The sequence below is a fragment of the Wolbachia endosymbiont of Anopheles demeilloni genome (assembly GCF_018491735.2).
Classification (GTDB): domain Bacteria; phylum Pseudomonadota; class Alphaproteobacteria; order Rickettsiales; family Anaplasmataceae; genus Wolbachia.
The window spans coordinates 170,028-187,274 of sequence record NZ_CP084694.1 but is presented as its reverse complement, the minus strand read 5'-3'; the positions used below and the strand labels follow the sequence as shown (position 1 = coordinate 187,274).

General features: G+C 32.8%; 12 protein-coding genes and 6 pseudogenes. 8 read left to right on the top strand and 10 right to left on the bottom strand.

All coding sequences use genetic code 11. The annotated features are described in order from the left end of the window. Nucleotides 1–19: 19 nt before the first annotated feature. The 5 genes and pseudogenes from JSQ73_RS01000 to dnaG all read right to left on the bottom strand — a co-directional run bounded on the left by JSQ73_RS01000 (nucleotide 20) and on the right by dnaG (nucleotide 5,258). A complete protein-coding gene (locus JSQ73_RS01000; RefSeq protein ID WP_010401557.1) occupies nucleotides 20–421 on the bottom strand; it encodes a cytochrome c-type biogenesis protein in 402 nt (133 codons plus the stop codon). After that, nucleotides 405–1,418: a hypothetical protein gene (locus JSQ73_RS00995; protein ID WP_214250104.1), complete on the bottom strand. Its 1,014-nt coding sequence runs from the start codon at nucleotides 1,416–1,418 to the stop codon at nucleotides 405–407. The genes JSQ73_RS01000 and JSQ73_RS00995 overlap by 17 nt, the downstream gene beginning before the upstream one ends. A 7-nt stretch (nucleotides 1,419–1,425) precedes the next feature. Continuing rightward, nucleotides 1,426–1,773 carry a ferredoxin family 2Fe-2S iron-sulfur cluster binding protein gene (locus tag JSQ73_RS00990; RefSeq protein ID WP_214250103.1) on the bottom strand — a complete coding sequence of 116 codons (348 nt, stop codon included), beginning with the start codon at nucleotides 1,771–1,773 and terminating at the stop codon, nucleotides 1,426–1,428. A 354-nt stretch (nucleotides 1,774–2,127) separates the two neighbouring features. Beyond that, nucleotides 2,128–3,426, bottom strand: a pseudogene (locus JSQ73_RS00985) (Na+/H+ antiporter NhaC family protein). Between the two features lie 98 nt (nucleotides 3,427–3,524). Then, the gene (gene dnaG, locus JSQ73_RS00980) at nucleotides 3,525–5,258 is read right to left on the bottom strand and encodes a DNA primase (protein ID WP_214250102.1); all 1,734 of its coding nucleotides are present in this window, start codon (nucleotides 5,256–5,258) and stop codon (nucleotides 3,525–3,527) included. Nucleotides 5,259–5,403: 145 nt separating this feature from the next. On the opposite strand from dnaG, the gene ubiG reads away from it, so the two are divergent. From ubiG to tsaB, 3 genes are all read left to right on the top strand, one after another. Next, a complete protein-coding gene (ubiG, locus tag JSQ73_RS00975) occupies nucleotides 5,404–6,570 on the top strand; it encodes a bifunctional 2-polyprenyl-6-hydroxyphenol methylase/3-demethylubiquinol 3-O-methyltransferase UbiG (RefSeq protein ID WP_214250101.1) in 1,167 nt (388 codons plus the stop codon). 107 nt (nucleotides 6,571–6,677) lie between these two features. Beyond that, nucleotides 6,678–7,808: a cation:dicarboxylate symporter family transporter gene (locus JSQ73_RS00970; protein WP_214250100.1), complete on the top strand. Its 1,131-nt coding sequence runs from the start codon at nucleotides 6,678–6,680 to the stop codon at nucleotides 7,806–7,808. Next, nucleotides 7,808–8,413, top strand: coding sequence for a tRNA (adenosine(37)-N6)-threonylcarbamoyltransferase complex dimerization subunit type 1 TsaB (tsaB, locus tag JSQ73_RS00965; protein ID WP_214250099.1), 606 nt, complete (start codon nucleotides 7,808–7,810; stop codon nucleotides 8,411–8,413). The genes JSQ73_RS00970 and tsaB overlap by 1 nt, the downstream gene beginning before the upstream one ends. Here tsaB and JSQ73_RS00960 read toward each other — a convergent pair. Beyond that, complete coding sequence (locus tag JSQ73_RS00960; RefSeq protein WP_214250098.1) at nucleotides 8,383–8,967, bottom strand: AAA family ATPase; 585 nt, start codon at nucleotides 8,965–8,967, stop codon at nucleotides 8,383–8,385. The genes tsaB and JSQ73_RS00960 overlap by 31 nt on opposite strands. A 235-nt stretch (nucleotides 8,968–9,202) precedes the next feature. Here JSQ73_RS00960 and JSQ73_RS00955 point away from each other — a divergent pair. Beyond that, nucleotides 9,203–9,913, top strand: a pseudogene (locus JSQ73_RS00955) (class II aldolase/adducin family protein). Nucleotides 9,914–10,089: 176 nt separating this feature from the next. On the opposite strand, the gene JSQ73_RS00950 reads toward JSQ73_RS00955, so the two are convergent. Then, nucleotides 10,090–10,737, bottom strand: a complete 648-nt coding sequence (locus tag JSQ73_RS00950; protein ID WP_214250097.1) for a heme exporter protein CcmB — start codon at nucleotides 10,735–10,737, stop codon at nucleotides 10,090–10,092. Nucleotides 10,738–10,845: 108 nt separating this feature from the next. On the opposite strand from JSQ73_RS00950, the gene JSQ73_RS00945 reads away from it, so the two are divergent. Then, the gene (locus tag JSQ73_RS00945) at nucleotides 10,846–11,229 is read left to right on the top strand and encodes a TraR/DksA family transcriptional regulator (protein WP_015588461.1); all 384 of its coding nucleotides are present in this window, start codon (nucleotides 10,846–10,848) and stop codon (nucleotides 11,227–11,229) included. 33 nt (nucleotides 11,230–11,262) lie between these two features. On the opposite strand, the pseudogene JSQ73_RS00940 reads toward JSQ73_RS00945, so the two are convergent. Together JSQ73_RS00940 and JSQ73_RS00935 are read right to left on the bottom strand one after the other, a co-directional pair. Further along, a pseudogene (locus JSQ73_RS00940) lies at nucleotides 11,263–11,938 on the bottom strand (transposase); the annotation flags it as partial. A gap of 20 nt (nucleotides 11,939–11,958) precedes the next feature. Next, nucleotides 11,959–12,456, bottom strand: coding sequence for a hypothetical protein (locus JSQ73_RS00935; RefSeq protein ID WP_234301794.1), 498 nt, complete (start codon nucleotides 12,454–12,456; stop codon nucleotides 11,959–11,961). A gap of 118 nt (nucleotides 12,457–12,574) precedes the next feature. Between JSQ73_RS00935 and JSQ73_RS00930 the strand changes: the two are divergent. Beyond that, nucleotides 12,575–12,712 (top strand): annotated as a pseudogene (locus JSQ73_RS00930) (IS5/IS1182 family transposase); the annotation flags it as partial. 298 nt (nucleotides 12,713–13,010) lie between these two features. Here the strand turns inward: JSQ73_RS00930 and JSQ73_RS06895 are convergent. Beyond that, nucleotides 13,011–13,927 (bottom strand): annotated as a pseudogene (locus JSQ73_RS06895) (IS5 family transposase). Nucleotides 13,928–14,119: 192 nt separating this feature from the next. Here JSQ73_RS06895 and JSQ73_RS00915 point away from each other — a divergent pair. Together JSQ73_RS00915 and clpB are read left to right on the top strand one after the other, a co-directional pair. Beyond that, nucleotides 14,120–14,634 (top strand): annotated as a pseudogene (locus JSQ73_RS00915) (ankyrin repeat domain-containing protein). Nucleotides 14,635–14,706: 72 nt separating this feature from the next. Then, nucleotides 14,707–17,241: an ATP-dependent chaperone ClpB gene (gene clpB / locus JSQ73_RS00910; RefSeq protein WP_214249376.1), complete on the top strand. Its 2,535-nt coding sequence runs from the start codon at nucleotides 14,707–14,709 to the stop codon at nucleotides 17,239–17,241. The last annotated feature ends 6 nt before the right edge of the window (nucleotides 17,242–17,247 follow it).

Below are 17,247 nucleotides of genomic sequence, written 5' to 3'. Positions count from 1 at the left end.
ACTCACTTTTACTCTATAGTTATCTTTTTACTACTTTATCTATTTTCTGAACTGATTTTCGTATTAGAAAACATCCAATAAGAAGAATTATAAAAGGAATAAACCATAAAATGTAGGTACTAGATTTTACAGGTGGTACAATGATAATTGAATCTCCATAAGAATTTTTTAACTCTGAAACTATTTGCTCGTTAGTATATCCATCACTGATCTTCTTGCGAATTGTCTTACGCATACCATATGCAACTTGAGACTCAGATTCGGATAATAATTCACCAGAGCATACTGGACACTTTATTACTGCAAATAAGCTACTTGCTCGCTCTTCCATGCTTTCGTCTCTTAGTTTATCATCCAAAGTAAAAGCATTTATGCTTAAATGGAATATCAATGTAAAAAGTAAGCTAATTACTATTCTCATTCTTGGTAAATTGAGTGATAAAATCAGTAGTGGATAATTTTCCAATAAAGCCTAAACCTACATTATTGTCGTACTTTATTGAAAATTGAATGTCGTTATTAGTGATTTTTTCTGATAAGGAAGATATTGATTTTTCTAATTTATCTGCAGTTTTTGAATCATTAGTCACAAACGAAATTAATTCTTTATAATTTGATATGGCTACATTGATTTTATCTTCAAATGAAGATGTAACTAAATTGTAATTACTTACCCCACCATTCGCAGCAATAGAAAAGTTATTACTCTCAATCAAAAATTTTTCTATGTTGAAATTAATCTTAGAAGCTGAAATATGGTTTACAAATTCATAATCTAATTTAGCGTCGACACTAAGGTAATTTTCAGGACTTGCAGTATGTTTATAACGGTAAGTATAAAAATCAAATTCTAGTTTAGTATTTTCATTCAGTTCTTTATTAAAGTGAAATTGAATGTAATTACTTTTATCATTCACTTCAGTTATAACACTTTGCTGATTTTCTAAAACATCACATTTTAATCCATAATCTTCGTAACGAAATGTATCTATATAGTCTATTACAGTGCTATTTTTGTTGAATTTTAATGAAGATAGTAAATCATTTAGTTTAACAACAAAGTGGCTACTCACGTGTGTGTGACACTTTATATTCTTTTTCTCATCACTACGGACAGCAATATTTACTTTATTATTCGGTATATAGATATATACTGACTTATCAAATAATCTGTTTTTTATCACTAAAGCTTCAGATGAAACAGTTAATTGCTCATTAGAAAATTTTGGATTCGTTACACGAAAAACTAGGTTAAAAGGAAATCCCTTAAAATCATGTGAAATATCAACTTTTTCGTCATTAATGTAATCAGTTAAAAGACTTTTTACCTTAAATGCAGAAAAATACCAAAAACCACTATACGCTAGAGGAATAAACAAAGGTAAGGAGATGAGAATATAGATAAAAATTTTACGCATTATCCTCTTATTTATCTAATGATATATTTCTTGTACCTCTGGGCACGGTTACGCACAAACCGTCAATATCTTTTGTGATTTTTATTTGGCATCCAAGCCTCGATGTCTCTGTTAAACCAAAAGCTAGATCCAGCATGTCATTCTCCTCATCAGATATAGGATTATGTGTTTCTACAACATCATAAAATTTTGGATCAACAATCACATGGCATGTAGAGCAAGCAAGAGAACCTTCACATGCACCTTCAAGCAGATCTGGATCACTTCTGTGAGCTAAATTAAGCAGAGTTTCTCCTTCTGCAGCTTCATAGCTTTTCTTACTTCCATTAGGTAAAATAAAAGTAACGGATGGCATACTATAAAAATCTCTACTAACTTCTCTATATTCTACAAATAATAACTATTATTTGCAAACTCTTTGAAATTCCATCGCCTATCTCTTGTAATCTGTATTCCTATTAGGACCTATATTTACTATCATATCTCATATAGTATTTCCTATTGCATTTATAATAAATAACAAGTTCGTAAAGATCATTTGGTAGAGCAAAAAAACTCAAAACCCTTTATGAATTTATATGTTCCCAGTATTCCTGAATTATTAATACCAAATCCCTATAATGATACTCTAAAATCATATGTTTGTTAGTACTATGCAAGAAAGCCATCCATGGTTAGCATAATTTCCACAAAGCTATAGAAGAGTTGTTTATGGTAATTGAGGAGCTACAACCACATGACGCCTGCCATTAATGACTATTTCACTTATTGCAACTGCTGCAAAAACAAAACAATAATATACTTTTGTTAGTACAGCAATAGGTGAAAGAGAGGCAATGCTGCTTGCTAGCAATATTTGAGAACCATAAGGTAAGATACTTTTTGTGATCACAGTAAATATTTCTAATAAATACGCACTACGGTGTGGTGCAATGTTATATCTTTGTGCAAGTCTTTTCGCAATATTACTAGTTAATAAAATAGCGACAATATTGCTGGAAACCAAAATGGTAAACATAGATGATATTCCTGCAATCATAAGTTCAGCTTGACTTCTTGTGAGATTCACCTCATCGGTGAATTTATCTATCTTTTTCTGACTGTATTCGTACATTAAGTGGCTTAATCCACTACTAAAAAGAATAAATATCATTACCTCATTCATCTTATTAAAACCCCTACATATATCATGAGAATAATCAATAATAGAATAATCAAAAAAAAGCTATTCCTAATATTCCAGCAACAACCATATTAACAGCTAATGTTACCAGTGTGTTTATTTCAAATAAACCCATAATTATTAAAGATATATAAGGGATAATTTTGACTATGGATAAATAATTCAGACTTGAGAGAGAAACAACTTCTGTGCTATTTGAAATCATTACTAGATAAGTAAGTATTATAAAACCTGTAACAGATCCTGTCTTTAAGGTTAGTTTTAGTTTATCCTTTACTGAAGCTCCTTGTGAAGAAGTAGCAGCAATAGTAGTGTCAGATATCATTGAAAGGTTGCTGCCAAACATAGACCCACCTATCACAGCTCCAACGCCCACCGCACAATCAAAAGCTCCATTTTGTGCTAGATTCACAGCTATTGGTGTTATAAGTGCAATAACTCCGATTGATGTGCCTATTGCACTTGCAATAAACGCAGAAATTAAAAACATTCCAGGAAGTAATAATTGTGCTGGAAGAAAGCAAATAGTTAAGCTAGCAATAACATTTATACTACCAAGCAATTGAGTAACAGTAGAAAATGCCCCAGCAAGGAGAAAATCAAACACACGGTAAGAGTAGTTTTATTCCCCATACCTTTCATAAGAGTATCAACGCTATGCTGAATTTTGTTTTTATTGAATAGAATAGCAAAAAATAATGCTGGTAATAAGCAAACTAACGGTGAAATTTGATGAAGAGGATTGTCAAGTCCTATAAAGGAAAAATAAGTACCACTACCAAGATATAAGGTTAAAAAAATAATAAGAGAGAGAAATGCAAACACTTGTCGTAATTAAATAAATTGAAAATATACTAGAATAAGCTATTTTAAGCAACTACTAATACAGTATTTTTCTAATAATTTTGAACATCTTAAGCCATCTACTTTTGAATAAATTCCATTTGCATTTCTTGTATACTATCCTCTATTTGCTTTATTTGTTCTATTAGCCTTTCCTCTAAGTCAAAATTACCGCCCAGCCTTGCTTTAATTTTTTCTTCTTGTAATACATTTAATTCTTTCCGTAATATTATGTTATTCCAGACAGTTTCTGCAGATCTCTTCTCATTTAATTGACTATTTAGTACGCTAGTTTTTTCAAATATAAACTTTATAACACTAGACTCCTGTAGCAGAATTTCTTTATTAAAGTTGCTCTCACTAGTTACCATATTAATTACGCACTGTTGTAATTTTTTCATCTCATTAGTAAATTCGAAATGAGAAAATTGCTCAAAAAATATAGGACGGTTCAAGATTTCAGGAAATTCTACGGCTATACGCAAAATTATGGCCTGATTTTGCTCTGCTTCAATTAGCTCTGGAGATTTATTGTAAAGATACTCACCTTTTGTTGCTTTGCTATTAAAAATCAGCTTTTTAAAGTTTCTTCTTAATTCACTGACCTTATTGTAAAAATAATCTCTATAATACCTTCTAATACTGCTGTTACCGATAGCATTGACATATTTCATGAACTTGTGCTCAAGAATTGAATATTTTTCCGGAGTAAGGTTTTTGTAGCTTTGCAGGCTACTATTGACTATGTGGTGCCATAGATATTCAGAATGCAGTTCTGTTGAGCGGTCAAGCGCAGAAAGTACGTCTTCTTTCTTATATTCTAGCTCATTGCATATATCGTATGGGTCCTTGTTGCTTGGCAAAGTCACAAACTTCAATGTGTATCCAGGCTCCAGTATCGGCAGAACAAATTCTGCAATTCGAATAGCAGCATGACATCCAGCACTATCGCCATCCATACAGATAGAAATTTCTTTAGCAAATCTCCATAGATTTTTTATCTGCTCTGCAGAAATTGCAGTACCAAGCGGGGCAACTGTATTGCTAATTCCCGCTTGATGTAGTGCTATTACATCCATATACCCTTCAACAACAAATATGTGTTGTTTTTTGCGTATTTCGCTTAAGGCAAGGTTTAGCCCATATAAATTCTCCCTCTTTTTGAAGAGCTGACTTTCTGGGCTGTTTAAATACTTCGGCTGTTGCTCAGAGTTCAGCGCACGTCCGCCAAAACCAATAACTTTGCCCGTGATGTTGTGTATAGGAAATATCAGCCGATCATAAAAATAATCACGAGAATTCTTATTTATTAACCCAACATCGATCAAAATCTCGTCTTTAATACCAGAGGAGTTCAAATATTCCTTCAAGCCAGACCTTGGTGCATAACCTATTCTAAATTTATCTATGATTTTGAGTGAAATCTTGCGTTGCTTTAAATAATCTACAACTCCCTGATTTTTTTGTGTAAACCAATTTACAGCTAAATTCAGTGCTGAAAACAGTTTGTCATTTTCTTTAGCAAAGCTGAGGTTTTTGGGTAACTCAACATCTGCAACAGATGCCAATTTTTTCAACGCTTCCTTAAAACTTAAGCCCTCAGTTTGTGAAATAAATTCAAACGCATCACCATGCGCTGAGCAACCGAAACAGTAATATAAGCCCTTAACATTGCTGACCGAAAAAGATGGAGTTTTTTCGTTATGAAATGGGCAGAGTCCAACAAAACTATCTCCTCTTTTTATTAACCTAACTTTTTTTCCTACTATGTCGGACAACAATAATTTTGATTTTATAATATCTATATGATCCATTTTACCGAATGAGTAGTGGTAGGATAAAAATTATATAGAATTTATGCATATCTGACTCGAAATTTATTCAGAAAGATCAGGAGAGCTTGACAAAAAGCTCAAAATAAATTACCCATATAAATACCCTTAAGTTGCTATTTCTTATATGTCAGATGTGATATCAGTTGCTTCAGACCACGCAGGTTATGAACTAAAATCAGAAATAAAGGCTTACTTGGAAACTTTAGATTATACAGTGATAGACCGTGGATGCACTGCTGAACAAAAGAGTGTAGACTACCCTGACTATGCTGCTGAAGTTGTAGAAGATATAACAAACAAAAAAGCAAATTATGGAATATTAATTTGCGGTACAGGTTTGGGCATGAGTACTGTGGCAAATCGTTTTGAAGGAATCTACGCTGCTTTATGTAATAGTGTTGAGATCGCAAAATTAGCTCGCGAGCATGGCAACGCGAATATACTTTGTCTTGGTGCAGGGTTTACTGCGAGTGGATTAGCAAAAGACATAGTCAAACAATTCCTCGAAACAGAATTTTCAAAAGAAAGTAGACATAAAGAACGCCTTGATAAACTTAGCAATATTAGCAAGAAAAAAACCACAAAAACTTATAACGAAGATGAAATATCAAAATTCGCTAAAATAGCAGGTGAATGGTGGAATGAAAATGGCAAATTCAAGCCATTGCACATGATGAATCCTGTGAGAGTATCATACATCGTTGAGAAAATAAAAGAATTAAAAAAATGCGATTTAAAAGAACTATCATTGCTCGATATTGGTTGTGGTGGTGGCATTTTATCAGAGTCAATGGCGCGTATTGGTATTAGCGTTGCGGGAATAGATATATGTGAGGAAAACATAAAAGTGGCACAGTCGCATGCGAAGAAAGTAGGGTTAAATATAGAATACACACACACTAGCATTGAAGAGCTAAGCAATGACAAGAAGTATGACGTGGTTTTGTTGATGGAAGTGGTTGAACATGTCGATAATTTAGAGTTTTTCATGAAAAAAGCAATAGAGCTGTTGAAGCCAGAAGGGCTAATTTTTATATCGACGATAAATAGAACTATTAAATCTTTCTGTCTTGCAATAGTCGGCGCAGAGTACATATTAAACTGGCTGCCAAAAGGCACACATAATTGGAATAAATTTCTCAAGCCATCAGAAATTGCAAATCATCTAAGGGAAAATAATGTAACACTACAAGATATGACTGGTATGGAATATAATGTAATAAAGCGTGAATGGAACTTGACCAAAGGTGTGGATGTTAATTATATACTTTGTGGAAACGTTGTAATTTGAAATCTCATTCAAGTACTAGAAGGTAATGCAAATATTTTAGGCAGTTTTACTTTACTTAGTAGCTAATTTATCATATGTATTTCCATAGGATATCGCTATATTAGAATATGTTACAATTACTAACCTTACTTGCTGTTATCACTTCGGTTGTATTTTTTGGTCATCTAGTTCCAATGGAAGTGAAAACCTTCTTGTATTCAATAAGCCTTAGTATAAAAGAGATCTTACTATTTATAATGCCTTTTATTGTTTTTGCATTAATCTTTAGTAGTGTTAACAATCTTAAGCAGTCGGCTATAAAGTTTATATTGTTACTTATTATAACGATTTTCTTGTCGAATCTAGCTTCAAGTTTAATAGCTTATTCTGTTGGGCATTTCATCACACAAAACACTTATTCAATACAAGATATAACATATGAAGAAACAATTGTTCCTTTATGGTCATTTAGGCTACCTGAATTGCTTTCTAATTTTTATGCCCTTGCTTGTGGATTTGTGTTAAGCATATTAGTGTCCACAATATTACCAAAAAAAAGCAAAGAGCTCTCGAACAAAATGTTAGATTTAACTCTCTTTATTTTGAAGACATTTTTGACGCCAATTATTCCAATGTTTGTACTTGGTCTTGCTTTAAAAATGGAACATGATCAGGTTTTACCCATAATATTCAAGGATTACTCAATAATTTTTATTATTATATCATCTGCAACCTACCTTTATGTTTTTCTCTTATATGGAGTAGCAAATTCGTTCAAGATCACAAGCTGGATAGCTAGTATAGGTAATATGATACCAGCATTTATTACTTCAATGAGCACAATGTCTAGTAATATAGCTATGCCGCTTACTCTTGAAGGAAGCAAAAAAAATGTAAAGCAGCATGATATAGCATCATCTGTTGTGCCAATAACTGCTAGCTTTCATTTAGTAGGTGATTGCTTTTTTATTATAATACTATCAATGATAATGACTTTTGGTGGTGCATTGTCTGCAATAGACTATGTGACTTTCCTTCTCTACTTTCTGTTATTTAAGTTTGCTATTGTTGCAGTTCCAGCGGGAGGGATTATGGTAATGTTGACTGTTCTTGAGAAGTATCTTAAATTCTCCCCAGAGATGCTTTCATTAATTACAGCATTGTATATAGTGTTTGACCCAATAATAACTTCAGCAAATGTTATGGGTAACGGTGCGTTCACTATGATGTTTACAAAGCTCTATGATAAGCTTAAGTGATGTCCATTCTAGCAATTAATACTGTAGGTGCTGGTAGTTCAATAGCAGTAATTGATTACGATGGTAATTGTTTTGTAGAACGCAATTCTGCAAACAATAGTCATGCAGAATTATTTTTTCAAATACTGAATACTTTGTTTGATAAGCATAATTACAGCTACGATAAAATAGACCATTTAGCAGTGATAGTTGGACCAGGAAGTTTTACTGGAATCAGAGTTGGTATATCAACTGCACAAGGTATAAATCTTGCTACAAATAAGCCGTTATATGGGGTTAGTGCGCTGGAAGCTCAAGCATATGCAATATCGCTACTTTGTACAAATAGCAAAAAAAATATTAAAGCTATAATCGAAGATGATCAAAAGTTTTATACGCAGTTATTTGATTTCAATTTGTTACCGCTATCAAATCCTGCTGTAGTAAGTGAACTCCAGCCTGAAACGCACTTCATTACATATATGGATTGCAGTTTACCAAAGTTGGATGCTAGCCATGCAGGGCTATTAGTCCGTTATAGACTAAAAAATAAACAAAAATTAAATGGAGTTGAGGCTCTATATTTAAATGAGCCTCAGTATATGAAATCGTTGCCTATTGCGTAAACACTATTAATTTGGCCAAGTTTGTACATCTGACTTACTATTTCTTCTCCTACTTCTTTTATACTCATATTTGAATTTTCTACCTCTATAGCATTTTGTGGTACAAATAAATCTTCCTCCCTAAATTTAATACTATTTATATTAGTAACCTTCCTATTTTTTCTTTGCTTTTGTGATATAGTACGCTCTTGTAATATCAATGGATTGCACCTAAGTACTATAGGGAGGATTTTTGTGCTCATTTTTTTACTAAGTTCTACTACTGAGTTATATATTCTTATGTTGTAATCATTATTTTTCATTAATTCATCAACAAATATATAATTTTTTGAGTCAATAGGATAGGCTTCTATTGCCTGAAACATAACATGTGTAGTGTTATATATTCTATCTCGAGCTTCTTTGGAAGTTTGATTATATTCAAGTCCACTTACAATTACTGAATTTATCATACTAGATAATACTATTGCTGTAGAAAGTTTACCACTTCCTGGAAGACCAGTGATATATATGAAAAATTTTGTTAGCTGTTTTTTTATGTCAATGTTTACCATATTATTTTTAATATTAAAACCTACACTTATAATAACATAAAAACAATTCTTTAAAACATATGAAATATTACATAAAAAGTCGTTTTTATAGTTAAAATATTATGTAATCTAGAAATGTAAACTCTAATTACCTAAGGTAAGCAAAAGTGCTTAGTATTTTAACGTAGGTTCACCTTTTAGTTTGTAATAAACTTTTTTTCACGTATAAATCTTTAGAAAATTTTAGTCAAGAGCTATGTTATTAACAAATAGTGAGTTGAAAAGAGACCTAGTTAACGCTTATCAGATTTTATCTTATCTTAAATTAGATGATCATACGTATAATCATCTCTCTGTACGTTCTGAAGATAAAAAGTCATTTTATGTTTATCCGTTTGGTATACGTTTTGATGAAGTAGATGAAAGTTCATTGATGAAAGTATCGTTTGATGGAAATATAATTGAAGGCAAAGAATATCAATATAATAAAACTGGCTATGTAATCCATGGCTTCATTTATCAAGCAAGGAAAGATATTCAAGCAATTTTTCATCTACATACACCTTTTATTGTAGCAGTTTCTTCTCTCAAGGATGGATTACTCCCAATAAGTCAGTGGGCGCTGCACTTTTATAATAAGGTATCTTACCATGATTATAATTCCCTGGCACTTGATGATACAGAAGGAAAAAGATTAATAGCTGATTTGAAAGAAAATTTTGTGATGTTAATGCGCAATCATGGATCTATAACATGTGGTCAGACTATACAAGAAGCAATGTTTTATACGTATCACTTAGAACAAGCTTGTAAAACACAATGACTGAAGCTAGCAATGAATAGGGAGTTGTCAATTCCAAGTGAAGAAATTTGCTCAAAAGCCGTAAAGGATCTTCTGTCTTTCGAAAGCAATCTTGGTGAGAGAGATTGGCACGCATGGGTTAGGTTGATTAAAGGTAAGTTATAAAAGTTTCTGACTCTTCGATAGATATTAGATTTCTTGCATAACCAGCCAGTCTGAAATCCAATAATGGTTTCACACGCTGTAACTCTTCAATTCATGCAAGAAGTCTAATGTCTCCATCTCTACTTAAGTTAACACCCTTAACTAAGCAGATACAAGTAAATAACTAGTAAGTTTTTTCAATCCTGCTCCACAGCAAATTTTAATGCTATGTGAGTAGTTATAGTGCTGTTAACAATTAAAATGACAAAAATTAAGATGGTGATTAGTAGTGTATAAATATTCAAGGATAAATTTTCAAATTGAGTTAGCAATTTAAAATATACAAAAGTTGGCATTATCATTGGCAAAACAAGAATTTGCGACACTCCTGATGCTAAGTTATTTCGACCAATCATCAATGCATTTCCAGTAGCTGAAATATTAATGATTATCAGCGTATTAAATAATAAAGACACTCCAACTGCTATTGAATATTCAATATTATTGCCTAGAATTGCAAAGCTGAACATGAAAGAAATTACTGAAATCGGTAACCCAAATAACAACCAGTGAGCGAAGATTTTATAAGCAACTATCAGCCTAGAAGAGAGTGGCTGTACAAAGATTTGCTCTAATATTCCATCATGATAATCAGATGTAAATAAATTATTTGTAGAGATCTGCAAAACAAATGTAGCACATATCCATGTTAATGTTAATATGACTTCTTGTTTACTGTTGTTTTCAAGTGTATATGAAGATAAACTTAACATTATAATAAAAATACTTACTATATAAGTAAGATTATTATTATTTATTACTATTTTTTTTACCAAACTAATCATATCAGGATTTTAAATGTTTATTATAAATTATAGTGTTTACTTTGAGGGTAGTATAATTTTTTGTGTTTACAAGTTATATAAGTTTTAATATATTTTATTGATAATGCTATGGAAAAATTAATAAAAATAAAGTTACCGGAAGATTACGTTCCTTCAGAAAATGAAGAATATATGAACGTAAAACAACTGGAATACTTTAGCTTAAAGTTACAATCAATACTCTCTGAAATGGAGAAACAAGATCTAGAAGATAGTAGTATTTATTCTGATAGAGATAGTGAAAATGGAGAATTAATTAAGCGCCGAAAAGATAGAAAAGAAAAAATTAAGGAGGCGTTGGAAAAAATAAAATTAGGCATTTATGGTTACTGCGATGGAACGGGAGAAGAAATAGGAGTTGAAAGACTTAAAGCTAATCCGCTTGCTATGTATTGTATTGAAGAACAAGAGAGAATAGAAAAAGAAAAGAACGTGTATAACATTAATGATTAGAACTTGTTCGGGAATTGATAAACTCAAGCATATTTCTCTCCTTAACATAACTCTACTCATAGCCAGATATATGAAATTTTCAGTGAGTAAATCTTATTCTTTCGATAGTCTTCTATTCCTAAAGCAAAAGTCCTTTCTACAACCCACCTTCTTGGCTGTACTTTAAACCCCTCATTGGTAGTAGCTAAGGCGGTGTGTCTTTATTGACTTAGAACTTACATGAAGGCCTTTTGACAATCTCAATATCCATACCATATTCTTCCTTTATATGATTTTTTAAATTTTCTCCTTGGTATCCCATCACATTTTTTAACTATAGTATATTTTTTTCTTATATTATTTAATGCCACCTTTATCATTTTCATTAGCAGCGCTTACGTAACAATCTAGTATAAAACCATGAGTATCTGTAATTATATGCCTTTTTCTACCCTTTACTTTCTTAAATAGCCTTTGATTCCCCTTTTTCTGTAGTCTGTACAGATTACTATACAAACACTTGACTGATCATACACAGTTTTCCATAGCGGAAAATCATTTAGTAAATACCGCCATTTACACCTGTAAACAATACATAGAAAATTGCTTCTAATATTTCTCTTTTGCTATACTTTGACGACCTTCCTCCTTTCCTGTATGATACTCTGGAGTAGCTTTCTATTCTTGCCCATTCCCTTCGATTTAGCTCTGCTGGATGCTTTTTTCTCATCTTTACCCAGTACTAAAACTTTAGATATTATAGCTTCTTTTACTAATTTCTGGATAAGCTCTAGCTTCGGTAAACTCAGTAGAAGGTTCTTTTGCAAAAAATGCAGCATGTACAGCATTTTTAATAAAAAAACATGCAGCAAGTGCAAATATTGCTGTCGGTACATAGCGCAAAGGAGAAACTATACTAAAAAAAGTAGCAGAAGCGACGATTAAGCAACAACAAGTCAGTATCGTTTGATCACGTAGATAACGTCTATCAACTCCACCGTATTCAGCCATCAACCCTTTAACTTTATCATTGCTACCGTATGGCAGAGTAAGCGTTTTAATCAAATTCATTACACAATTATTAGTGAAATATGAAGCACACTCTATAACTCTGGAGCCATTAACCTTCTGATTAGGATCTGCACCATACTTTAGAAGCAACTCCACATATTTTTCGCGTTTATCGTTGTCACAATTGATTGCTTGATATAATGGACCTCGACCATTTTCATCTAAGAACCTGTACATGATCTCAAAAAAGGGATAGAATGAGAGGATAAAGTAGGATATGGGAAGTTTATATCCAAGTGATATAAGTCGAGGAAAGTTTGAGATTATTGTAGCAGATCTGAAGTCTTGCAGGAAGAGGACATGGGTTGTTGAGAGATCTTTTGCTTGGTTGCAAAAATGTAGGCGACTTTGGAAAAATTGCGAGCGGAAACTCAACACTAGCCTGCAAATGGTCGTTCTTGCTTTCGCTGCTTTGCTTCTGAAAAGATTATGAACAGGTTCTTATATGCAGCAGCACTTTTTGTATTACTTTTCATAATATTCTCCTTAATGAAAAAACTAGTATAATATTAATATATAAATATAAATTTTATATTAAATATAGTATATCTTCTTTTTAGAATAACATAAAAAATCAAACTACCCATACCCTCTCCTAGCATTTGATTAATCGGCAATCATTTATCGCTCTGCCGTAAGAAATATAGCCCCTCCCAGGCTTTGTTGCATAGCGAGTAGAGATGGGAGGCTTTGTTGAATGACAAGGAATGAGTAAGAGTAATGAAAGGAATTTACGAGGTAAATTTGAAAATAGGCATACCTATATCAGTAAAGTTATTAATCAAATAGCATTTTAAAAGCACCTCTTGAGAGCGATTCACCTCAGATTTATTCTTAAAACTAAATCCAAATGTTTTTTTGAGCCTCAGGAAAAAACTCTCGATACGTGAACGTATTTCATACCTTGTCTTCTTTTTCCAGTGGGTAAGTTTTCCTTATACTAATGTTGTTGTTTCTTTCTGATAGATAATCTATATTGCTGCAGATTTTTGCATTTTTTCTTGGCTTTATGATGGGTTTCAAATTGTATTGATTGCACAACTTATATAAATTATCTGTATCATAAGCTCCATCTGCACGCAGAGACTTAATCTTATAGATATCACCCATTTCCTTTAGTATTTTAGATGCTATCATGTGAAAGAAAATTAGTATATCGAATTGCTATTGCCTTTTTGCTATTTGCATCTAAAGCAACATGTAACTTTCTTACTTGATCTGTAACATTATACTTCCTTATTTTGGTGTTGTCTTTGTTATGCTGACTGCTGTTGCTATAAATATGAATTACGGTGCTATCCATAGCAACTTCAATATTCTCTACGTCATTTTTATCTGTCCTGTGGTCATACAGTTTTAAATTAAGTTTGTTTAGTCGACGAGAAGCTTGTTATCACTTGGAGATTCTTCACTATACTTTGTAAATATCCTTTTATAAATCCAACTGCTTGCCTTAAGCCTATTCTAAATAGATTAACGACTATATGTACTGCAATAACAACCTTATCGCTATAAATCTCCAGGAATTTTTTCTGAACTTTCGTACCAGTTTTCTATAGCTTCATCGATAAAATGAAAGACATTTCCTCTTTTTTCTAAAAATTGATTATACTCTTTAATGATTACTGACTTTCATCTTCTGTGGCATATACTCTAAAAAATGTTTATTTCTTAATAAAGTAACCACTTTCTTTAGATTTTCTCCCTTTTTTCTTCCATCTCTACTCGCTATGCAACAAAGCCAGATCGGGTTACCTTACTATGTTGTCAGCATCTTTGAGTAAGTAATGTTAATAAAAAATGAGTAAATGATCTATTTTATATTAAAAAGATGTTGAATATGGATAAATTGAGTCAAGATACAAAAAACAAGCTGCATTTTTGGTGGCTTATAACAGTAATAGTATGTATTATTGCTACCTATTCCTACATGAAGGCAAAAGCTGCAGATAATTATAAAACGATATTACGCATTGCTTCTCAAAATTGTAACTTAGAAACTGTAAAATTCTCAGTAAAAAATTTATTAGATACTGATACACACATGCCTAAGTTAACTGCGTTACATTACGCTGCAGAAGAGGATGTTTAGAGATAGTGAGGTTTTTAATAGATGAGGGAGTTAACGTAAACATTATTAACAAGTATAGAAGCACAGCACTACATAATGCTGCATATTATGGTGATTTAAGGATTATCAAATTTTTTCTGGAAAAAGGCGCTAATCCTAACATTATAAACGATAATGGAAAAAAAACTAGAAATGTAGCTATGTTAAGGTCAAGGCACAACAAAGATAAGCCCTACGATCAAATATTCAATCACTATGGATTGAAATCCATAGTGATTGAATGATGAATGACTTTAAGTTTAAAATTGAGAAAGTAGTTGTTATATATACTAGCAAGTATGAGTTAAATTTGTATTATGGACTTAAATAAATTTACCGAAAAAGCAAAAAGCCTAATCCAGAGCGCTCAAATCAAAGCATTGGGAGCTGGGCATCAGATTTTTATGCCTGAACATTTACTTAAAGTAATGCTTGAAGATGAGTCAGGTTTAGTTCAGGATTTGATATGCACTTGTGGTGGAAATGTTCAGAATATTTCTGATGCTGTGAGTAGTACAATTAAAAAGTTTCCAGTGGTTAGAGGACCAGGTAGTGGTGGACTTCAGCTTTCAAGAGAGGTAGCAAAAGTTTTTGATGATTCAATTGGTATTGCGAGGAGAAATAAAGACATATTTGTTACTGTTGAGCGGTTGTTGCAGGGCCTTGCTGCACAAAAAGATGAAATTGTAGGTAAAATTTTAGCAGAAGGTGGTGTAACACCGCAAAAATTAAATTCAGTTATTGCAGAAATGAGAAAAGGTGGCAGTGCAGACTCTCCAAATAGCGAGGAAAAATTAAATGCGGCAAAGAGGTATACAAAAGATATTACAGAGCTTGCTATGCAAGGTAAGCTTGATCCTGTAATTGGTCGTGATGAGGAAATCAGAAGAATTATGCAGGTATCGTTGAGGCGAACAAAAAATAATCCAGTACTGATAGGTGAACCTGGTGTTGGAAAAACTGCAATAGTTGAAGGTTTAGCAAACAGAATTGTTGCAAATGATGTACCACTTGGTTTGCGTGATGCAAAAGTTTTAGCTTTGGATCTTGGTGCATTAATTGCTGGAACAAAATTTAGAGGGGAGTTTGAAGAGAGACTAAAAGCAGTGATTAATGAGATTTCAAAAGCAGAGGGAAAAGTTATTTTGTTTATAGATGAGCTTCATACTTTAGTGGGAGCAGGAGCGACAAGTGGTGCGATGGATGCTTCAAATTTGCTCAAGCCTGCTCTTGCGCGTGGAGAAATTCGCTGTATAGGGGCTACAACTTTGGATGAGTATCGTCAACATATAGAGAAAGACCCTGCGCTTGCAAGGCGTTTTCAGCCTGTGTTTATTTCTCAACCGACTGAGACTGATACTATTTCAATACTGAGGGGTTTGAAGGAGAGGTATGAGGTACACCATGGTATTAGAATCACAGATGGTGCAATAATCGCTGCTGCAACGCTTTCTAATAGATATATAACAGATAGGTTTTTACCTGATAAAGCGATCGATTTAATTGATGAAGCAGCAAGTAGGGTTAGAATTGAAATGGACAGCAAGCCTGAGGTTGTTGATGAGCTTGAAAGAAAGATTATACAGCTGAAAATTGAGTCAGAGGCTTTGAAAAAAGAAAGTGATGAAAACTCTAAGCAACGTTTAAAAAAGATAAATGAGGAAATTGAGAGTCTAAACAGTAAATTTGCTGACTTAAGCAGTAAATGGCAGATGGAAAAGAATAAAATAGCTAAAATACAAGAAACTGCTGAAAAATTGGATAACGCGAGGAAAGAGCTAGAATTGGCTCAGCGGAATGGAAATTTAGGAAGGGCAGGGGAATTGATGTATGGTGTGATTCCTCAACTTGAAAATGAGTTAAAAAATCAGGAAAAAGTTACTGAGAGTGATATTGCAAATATTGTTTCAAAATGGACAGGCATTCCAGTTGATAACATGATGCATAGTGAAAAGGAAAAGCTCCTTAACATGGAAAATGAAATAGGAAAAAGAGTAATAGGGCAGAGAGATGCAATTGAAGCGATAAGTAATGCAGTAAGGCGCTCCCGTTCTGGTGTTCAGGATACTAATCGACCTTTTGGTTCATTTTTATTCTTAGGTCCAACCGGAGTTGGAAAAACAGAGTTAGCAAAATCTCTTGCCAAATTTTTGTTTGATGGTCAATCAGCACTTCTACGCTTTGATATGTCAGAGTATATGGAAAAACACTCCGTTTCAAAGTTAATTGGTGCTCCTCCAGGATATGTTGGTTATGAACAAGGTGGCAGATTAACCGAAGCAGTAAGGAGAAGACCATATCAGGTAATTTTATTTGATGAGATAGAAAAGGCAAATCCAGATATATTTAATATATTACTGCAGATTTTGGATGAAGGTAGACTCACCGATAGCCATGGCAAATTAATTGATTTTCGCAATACCATACTGATTTTAACTTCTAACCTTGGCGCTGAGATAATGCTAAGAGGAACTACCGAATCTGTGAAAGATGAGGTGATGAAAATAGTTAAGTCAGCGTTTCGTCCAGAATTTTTAAATAGACTGGATGAAATTATTATATTCCACAGCTTAACCAAAGATGACATTGATAAAATTATAGATGTTCAATTCTCTTATTTACAAAAGATGCTTGCTAAGCGTAAACTTAGTATTAATTTATCGCAAGAAGCTAAAGAACTAATAGCACAAACTGGATATGACCCTGAATATGGAGCGCGACCTCTGAAAAGGGTAATACAAGAATGCATTCAAAATAATCTAGCTAAGTTAGTTTTATCGGGGGAAATAGTAGAAGGAGATGAGCTAATAGTGTATACTTCTGGTAACGAAATCTTAGTTAAAAAGATCTAGATTCGC